The sequence below is a fragment of the Rhodobacter sp. SGA-6-6 genome (assembly GCF_011043545.1).
Classification (GTDB): domain Bacteria; phylum Pseudomonadota; class Alphaproteobacteria; order Rhodobacterales; family Rhodobacteraceae; genus Pseudogemmobacter.
Genome location: NZ_JAAKGP010000014.1, coordinates 81,347 through 87,868 on the forward strand (window position 1 = coordinate 81,347; position 6,522 = coordinate 87,868).

Sequence of the window (6,522 nt, forward strand, 5' to 3'; positions counted from 1 at the left end):
TGCGGTCAGAAGAGCCTGATACCGGGAATCCGAGCCGCATAAACCGGCCTCAAGGGGCTCCCCATAGGTCATCCGTGTCCGGGGGTTCAATATGCTTGTTATGCGCCTTCACGTTCTCCTGCGTAACTGATGTCTTAATCAGGAGACGCTGACGACTTGGGGGACTAGATACCTGTGTCTATGCCCCCAGGACAAAAACGTCCACTTTCCGAGCCTTGTGTGGAGCCCCGGCAGGCTGCATTTATGAGGCAAGGAGAACACAAATGACCGAACAGAATCAATCAGAAACGGCAACCCCGCCCAAGAAGCCACGTCGGTCTGCGAACGCAGACAAGTGGGGCGCGAAGGTGATGGAGCAGGGTTTCTGCATGATCCCGTCGTTGCTGCTGCGCGCACAACGTCGGCTGCACCTGAACCCGTCTCAGCTCGCCGTCCTGCTTCAGATCATCGATCACTGGTGGGACGCCGCACGCAAACCGTACCCGAGCAAAAAGGAACTTTCGTCCCGCCTCGGCATCAGCGAGCGCCAAGTGCAGCGATACATCACTGACCTCGAACGGGAGGGGCTGCTGCGTCGGCACGAGCGCTACGGCGAACACGGCGGAAGGCAGACCAATATGTACGACCTGCAGGGCCTCGTCGACAAACTCGCCGAAATCGAGCCCGAGTTCCGCGAGACGCGCGAGTTGGCGCGCAAAAGCCGGAAGGCTGCTGCCTCCCCCGGCTGGCGTCCCAAGAAGAAGACCGGGGCCGACAAGGACGGCCCCAGCTAAGCCCGACTGATCCAGTCCACCCGAAGACCTCACCACGAAGCAGCAAGAAGCGCTGCTTCGAACGATCCCGCACGTCCAGATTTTCGAAGGCCACGAAGGAAGGCGCCGAATGAACCAACATTCCAAACATAGCATCGATCGGTCGCGTCGCCCTTTTGGGGGCGGAAGCGGCGCCATGGACGCCGAATTCACGCGGGAGTGGCGGTGCCATGACTGCGGGAGGCTCCTCGGCAAGACCAACGGCAGTCAGATGCAGATCCGCCGGAAGCCCCTCGATTATGTCGTCGGGTTTCCGGTTCTTGCGACCTGTCCCGGCTGCGGGTGGCTGAACGTGACGAACAAGCCGTAAGCGCGCGGCAACGCGCGCCCCTACCCAACCCTCAGAAACCCAAGAGACGCGCGACGTCCTGACCTGGCCACGAGAAGGCGCCGGACGCCTGGCCGCAAGGCAGGCGTCCAATGTCCATCGCGTGGCACGCGATCCGCGATCACCTTACGGATTCATCTTCCAAGCTTCACTTCCAGCGCAGTTTCGACGCCATCCGGCGCACGCAGGCCGCCCTCGCGCCGTTCCGCGATCCGGCGGCCCTGCTGGACGGGCTGCATAGCACCCCCGGCGATCCCGCCTGGAAAAACCAGATCCTCTCCGCGCTCGTCAGGGCGGCGCAGGGCGACGGGCCCGCGTCCGACTGCGCCCTGACAATGCTGTTGCTGGCGCTCTGGCCCGGCCTGGACGCCATCCGTCGCCGGTCGCTCTGGCGCAGGCTCGGCACTGCCGACGAAGTCGCGTCCGACGTACTGGCGCGCACCACCGAGGCTGTCCGCGGCCTCGACCTCGGGCGTGTCAACTGGATCGCGGCCACAGTGCTGCGGAATGTCGAGCGCGACATGATCCGCGTGCGCCAGCGCGACCAGACACGCGAACATCTCGCCAGCGGCGCCGATCCCGACGAGGTGGCTGACAGCGGCGACAGCGGGATCGGCGCGGCCGGGTACGTACGGCTGAACGGCGCCGTGCGGAAGCTGCTCGGCGATGACGCCCTGCTGGTGATCCGCGTGGCGATCGAGGGCTTCTCGCAGGCCGAAGTCGCCGTCGAGCTGGGCCTGACCGAGGCCGCTGCCCGCAAGCGGTACCAGCGCGCGATGCGCCGGCTGCACGACGCCCTCGAGGAAATCCCCTGAACCGATGTCCCGATCCGGTCCCGCCAGTGGCTTTTCCCATTCGAGCGCCCCGAGCGCCTTCCCTCCAACCGAAAGCAGACACGCATGAACCGCACTGCCGATCTGTCGCTCGAGGATTTCAGGCGTCTTCCGGGGCTCTATCGCCGCTGGGAGCTGACCGAGGTCTGCGAGCCCAACCGCAACTATCAGATCGAGGACGCCGGCGCCCATGCCGACGGGACGCCGTTGCTGGCGATCTACGTCGCCGAACCCGCGCCCGACGACCGCGAGGCCGCCTGATGGGCCTCCTCGATCACCTCATCCCACGGAGAAAAGCCATGCCGGACCAGCCGGACGACATCACCCGTCTTCGCAAGGCGAGCTACGCGCTCGAAGACCTCCCCGAAACCATCGCCTTCCCGCAGCGCCCCGGTGACGAGCCGCGCCAGCCGCGGCCGGTCGTCGAGGCGACCGTGGACGAGATCGCCTTCGCGATCGTGGAGGCGGAACGCGAGAGCTCAGCCGCCTACCGCTGCGCCGACGCGCTGAAGCGCCTGTACAGGCTCGCCCGCGAGGCCGGGTGCATTGGCGCAGATCGCGCCGCCGCTGCGGTGATGAAGAAGGAGGGCCAGTGATGGCCCTTCCCATCATCGGCGCCGACGAACGGCTCGCCCAACGCAAGGGCATCAAGGGCGTCATCTTCGGCCGGTCCGGCATCGGCAAGACCAGCCTGCTCTGGACGCTGAACGCCGCGACCACGCTCTTCCTCGATCTCGAGGCCGGCGATCTGGCGGTCGAGGGCCTGGAGATCGACACGCTCCGGCCCCGCACCTGGAAGGAATGCCGGGATTTCGCGGTGTTCATCGGCGGCCCGAACCCGGCGCTGCGCGAGGACCAGCCCTACAGCCAGGCGCATTTCGACGAGGTCTGCGGCCGCTACGGCGATCCGGCGGTGATCGGGAAATACGAGACCGTCTTCATCGACTCGATCACCGTCGCCGGGCGGCTCTGCTTCCAATGGTGCCGCGGCCAGCCCGAGGCCTTTTCGGAGAAGACCGGCAAGCCCGACATCCGCGGCGCCTACGGGCTGCATGGCCGCGAGATGATCGGCTGGCTGACCCACTTGCAGCACACGCGCGGCAAGCATGTCTGGTTCGTGGGCATCCTCGACGAGCGGCTCGACGACTTCAATCGCAAGGTCTTCCAGCCGCAGATCGACGGCAGCAAGACCGGGCTCGAGCTGCCGGGCATCGTGGATCAGGTCATCACCATGGCCGACATTCCTGACCCCGGCGGTCAGCCGCAGCGGGCGTTTGTCTGCCAGACGCTGAACCCCTGGGGCTTTCCGGCCAAGGACCGATCCGGTCGCCTCGACAGGGTCGAGGCCCCGCATCTCGGACGGCTGATGGAGAAGATCCAGCGCCCCGCGGCGCCCGCCTCCGAACGCCTGACCTGGCCGCCGGTGACCCCGGCCGATCCCGCGCCCGCCGAGGTGCCCGGCCATGGCTGAGCGCCTCTCGCCACGCCCGGTGTCCCGATCCGGTCGCCGGGGTGGCTTTCCCCTTCTGACGCCGCTGCGCGTCCCACCCTCCAACTGAAAGGAGCCGCGCAATGTCCGGACCCTGGAACGACTTCAACTCCGCGCAATCCAACACCAACGTTATCCCGAAGGGCACGCTCGCCAAGGTGCGCCTGACGCTCCGCCCCGGCGGCTTCGACGACCCCTCGCAGGGCTGGACCGGCGGCTGGGCCCGCCGCGCCACCACCGGCGCCGTCTATCTTGACGCCGAATACACTGTCGTCGAAGGGCCCTATGCCCGCCGCAAGATCTGGTCGCTGATCGGCCTCTACAGCCCGAAGGGCCCGGACTGGGCAAACATGGGGCGCGGCCTGATCCGCGGCATCCTCAACTCGGCGCGCGGCGTGTCCGACAAGGACAACTCGCCCGAGGCGCAGGCCCGCCGCCGCATCAACGGGTTCGGCGATCTCGATGGGGTCGAATTCGTCGCCCGCATCGACATCGGTCAGGACACCAACGGCGAGGACAAGAACGAGATCCGCGCTGCGGTCACCCCCGATCATCGCGACTACGCCGCGCTGATGGGCACGGTCGCGCCGCAGTTCACCGCCGCCCCGACGCAGGGCCACACCGCGCAGCAGCCCACCACGGCCACCCAGCCCAGCCAGCCCGCGTCCGCCCCCGGCGCCGCCGGTCGGCCGAGCTGGGCGCAGTAAGGGGGAGACCGGCCATGCGCTTGCGCCCCCGCCAGAAGACCTTCGTCGAGCGCAGCGTGGCTGCGCTCGCTTCCCGCGGCAACACGTTGGGCGTAGCGCCCACCGGCGCGGGCAAGACCATCATGCTCTCGGCGGTCACCGGCGAGATGATCGGCGACGGCGCCAAGGCCTGCGTGCTGGCCCATCGCGACGAGCTGACAGCGCAGAACCGCGCCAAGTTCCAGCGCGTGGTGCCGGGCGTCGCAACCTCGGTGATCGACGCCACGGAGAATTCCTGGGGCGGCCAGGTCGCCTTCGCCATGGTGCCGACGCTGGCGCGCGCCTCAAACCTCGCGGACATGCCGCGCCTCGACCTGTTGGTCGTGGATGAGGCGCACCATGCCGTCGCCGACAGCTATCGCCGCATCATCGACCGGGTGCGCGAGGCCAATCCCGACGCCCGCATCTTCGGGGTCACGGCGACGCCGAACCGGGGCGACAGGAAGGGCCTGCGCGAGGTTTTCGACAACGTCGCCGATCAGGTGCGGCTGGGCGAATTGATCGCCTCGGGCCACCTGGTGCCGCCGCGCACCTTCGTCATCGACGTGGGCGTGCAGGACGAGTTGCGCTCGGTCCGCAAGACCATGTCGGATTTCGACATGGCGGAGGTCGCGGGCATCATGGACCGCGCCCCCGTCACCGACGAGGTGATCCGCCACTGGAAGGAGAAGGCAGGCGACCGGCAGACCGTGGTGTTCTGCTCCACCGTCGCGCACGCCGAACACGTCACCGAGGCGTTCAGGGCAGCTGGCGTTTCCGCCGCGCTGATCCACGGCGATCTGGCGGCCGAGACCCGCAAGGCGATCCTAGCCGACTACGCCGCGGGCGACATCCGCGTCGTGGTCAACGTGGCGGTGCTGACCGAGGGATGGGACCAACCGCCCACCTCCTGCGTCGTGTTGCTGCGACCGAGTTCCTACAAGTCCACGATGATCCAGATGGTCGGGCGCGGCCTGCGCACCGTCGATCCGGAGGAACATCCCGGCATCGTCAAGACCGACTGCGTCGTGCTGGATTTCGGCACCTCGAGCCTGATCCACGGCACGCTGGAACAGGATGTCGATCTCGACGGCAAGACCGAACCCGGCGAGGCGCCGACGAAGACCTGTCCTGCCTGCGAGGCGGAGATCCCGCTGGCCGCCACCGAATGCCCGCTCTGCGGCGAGGCATTCCCGCGCGAGGATCTGGATGCGGGCGAAGCCGGGGGCGCCGCGCCGCTCTCGGGCTTCATGATGACCGAGATCGACCTGCTGCAGCGATCCAGCTTCGCGTGGGTCGACCTCTACGGCACGGACGACGCGCTGATGGCCACGGGCTTCGCCGCCTGGGGCGGCATCTTCTGGCTGGACGGGGTCTGGTACGCCATCGGCGGGGCGAAGGGCGAGCGCCCCCACCTGTTGGGCGTCGGCGAGCGCACCGTCTGCCTCGCGCAGGCTGATGACTGGCTGAACACGCACGAGACCGACGAGAGCGCCTTCAAGACCCGTTCATGGCTGCGCCAGCCGCCGACCGAAAAGCAGCTGCAGTACCTGCCGCCCGAGTGCCGCCATGACTTCGGCCTGACGCGCTACCGCGCCTCGGCGCTGATGACCTTCGGCTTCAACAAGCGCGCCATCCGCCAGCTGATCGACACGGCGGGCAACCCCGAACGGAGGGCGGCATGACCCATGTCCACCCCCACCCCAATCTCCGCCGCGGACCGGCGGCGGCTCTGGCATCCGCGTGGGACGCTCTGTGCTGTCTGCCGGCAACCCACCCGTGGTTTTGGCTGGTTCGATCCGCACCGGTCGAAGCGGCCCCGGCCATCGGTCTGGTTCTGCTCGATGCGCTGCCAGTCCTTCTGGACGCGCTTGGCGCGGGAGCGTTTCGCCATGGTTGACCTCACCGAGGAAGAGCGCGCCGCGATCACCGCCACCATGAAACGCGTCGCCCTGCTGATGGACGAGATCGGCTGGGCCACCCCGCTCGGCGAACTGACCGAGGCGCAGGTGCGCGCGCTGATCGAGGAAGCCGTCGAGGGCTTCCGCGAGGCCATGTCCGACATCGCCCGGGCGCAGACGCCGGAGGTGCCGTTTTGACCCTCGATTACAATCATCGGCCCAGTTTCGCGGAGCAGGTCAACGTCGCCGTCGATCGGGCGCTCACCGCCGATCAGGCCACGCGGCCGCCCCGCGATTATCTCGGCGGCTCGCGCCTCGGCCATGCCTGCGAGCGCGCCCTGCAGTTCGAGTTCACGGCGACCCCGAAGGACGAGGGAGGGGACTTTTCGGGCCAATCGCTGCGCATCTTCGCTATCGGCCACGCGCTCGAGGAT

At 67.8% G+C, this 6,522-nt stretch carries 9 protein-coding genes and 1 pseudogene; all 10 read left to right on the forward strand.

The window, feature by feature from the left end; all coding sequences use genetic code 11:
• Positions 1 to 263: 263 nt before the first annotated feature.
• Positions 264 to 773 (forward strand): helix-turn-helix domain-containing protein, encoded by a 510-nt coding sequence (locus G5B31_RS18225; RefSeq protein ID WP_165019641.1) that lies wholly within the window; start codon positions 264 to 266, stop codon positions 771 to 773.
• Between the two features lie 175 nt (positions 774 to 948).
• Positions 949 to 1,122 carry a hypothetical protein gene (locus tag G5B31_RS18230; protein WP_165019642.1) on the forward strand — a complete coding sequence of 58 codons (174 nt, stop codon included), beginning with the start codon at positions 949 to 951 and terminating at the stop codon, positions 1,120 to 1,122.
• 110 nt (positions 1,123 to 1,232) lie between these two features.
• Complete coding sequence (locus tag G5B31_RS18235; protein ID WP_165019643.1) at positions 1,233 to 1,955, forward strand: RNA polymerase sigma factor; 723 nt, start codon at positions 1,233 to 1,235, stop codon at positions 1,953 to 1,955.
• An 84-nt stretch (positions 1,956 to 2,039) separates the two neighbouring features.
• Complete coding sequence (locus G5B31_RS18240; RefSeq protein WP_165019644.1) at positions 2,040 to 2,234, forward strand: hypothetical protein; 195 nt, start codon at positions 2,040 to 2,042, stop codon at positions 2,232 to 2,234.
• A gap of 38 nt (positions 2,235 to 2,272) precedes the next feature.
• Complete coding sequence (locus tag G5B31_RS18245; protein WP_165019645.1) at positions 2,273 to 2,569, forward strand: hypothetical protein; 297 nt, start codon at positions 2,273 to 2,275, stop codon at positions 2,567 to 2,569.
• Positions 2,569 to 3,444, forward strand: coding sequence for an ATP-binding protein (locus G5B31_RS18250; protein ID WP_165019646.1), 876 nt, complete (start codon positions 2,569 to 2,571; stop codon positions 3,442 to 3,444). The genes G5B31_RS18245 and G5B31_RS18250 overlap by 1 nt, the downstream gene beginning before the upstream one ends.
• 101 nt (positions 3,445 to 3,545) lie before the next feature.
• Positions 3,546 to 4,169 carry a hypothetical protein gene (locus tag G5B31_RS18255; protein ID WP_165019647.1) on the forward strand — a complete coding sequence of 208 codons (624 nt, stop codon included), beginning with the start codon at positions 3,546 to 3,548 and terminating at the stop codon, positions 4,167 to 4,169.
• A gap of 14 nt (positions 4,170 to 4,183) precedes the next feature.
• The gene (locus G5B31_RS18260; RefSeq protein ID WP_165019648.1) at positions 4,184 to 5,872 is read left to right on the forward strand and encodes a DEAD/DEAH box helicase; all 1,689 of its coding nucleotides are present in this window, start codon (positions 4,184 to 4,186) and stop codon (positions 5,870 to 5,872) included.
• A 207-nt stretch (positions 5,873 to 6,079) separates the two neighbouring features.
• A complete protein-coding gene (locus G5B31_RS18265) occupies positions 6,080 to 6,286 on the forward strand; it encodes a DUF6511 domain-containing protein (protein ID WP_062563779.1) in 207 nt (68 codons plus the stop codon).
• Positions 6,283 to 6,522 (forward strand): annotated as a pseudogene (locus G5B31_RS18270) (hypothetical protein); the annotation flags it as partial. The gene G5B31_RS18265 and the pseudogene G5B31_RS18270, both read left to right, overlap by 4 nt.

What these genes read in the sequence shown, in the direction of transcription:
- G5B31_RS18225 (WP_165019641.1), top strand. Translation starts at nt 264, where the DNA reads ATGACCGAACAGAATCAATCAGAAACGGCAACCCCGCCCAAGAAGCCA.
- G5B31_RS18230 (WP_165019642.1), top strand. Translation starts at nt 949, where the DNA reads ATGGACGCCGAATTCACGCGGGAGTGGCGGTGCCATGACTGCGGGAGG.
- G5B31_RS18235 (WP_165019643.1), top strand. Translation starts at nt 1,233, where the DNA reads ATGTCCATCGCGTGGCACGCGATCCGCGATCACCTTACGGATTCATCT.
- G5B31_RS18240 (WP_165019644.1), top strand. Translation starts at nt 2,040, where the DNA reads ATGAACCGCACTGCCGATCTGTCGCTCGAGGATTTCAGGCGTCTTCCG.
- G5B31_RS18245 (WP_165019645.1), top strand. Translation starts at nt 2,273, where the DNA reads ATGCCGGACCAGCCGGACGACATCACCCGTCTTCGCAAGGCGAGCTAC.
- G5B31_RS18250 (WP_165019646.1), top strand. Translation starts at nt 2,569, where the DNA reads ATGGCCCTTCCCATCATCGGCGCCGACGAACGGCTCGCCCAACGCAAG.
- G5B31_RS18255 (WP_165019647.1), top strand. Translation starts at nt 3,546, where the DNA reads ATGTCCGGACCCTGGAACGACTTCAACTCCGCGCAATCCAACACCAAC.
- G5B31_RS18260 (WP_165019648.1), top strand. Translation starts at nt 4,184, where the DNA reads ATGCGCTTGCGCCCCCGCCAGAAGACCTTCGTCGAGCGCAGCGTGGCT.
- G5B31_RS18265 (WP_062563779.1), top strand. Translation starts at nt 6,080, where the DNA reads ATGGTTGACCTCACCGAGGAAGAGCGCGCCGCGATCACCGCCACCATG.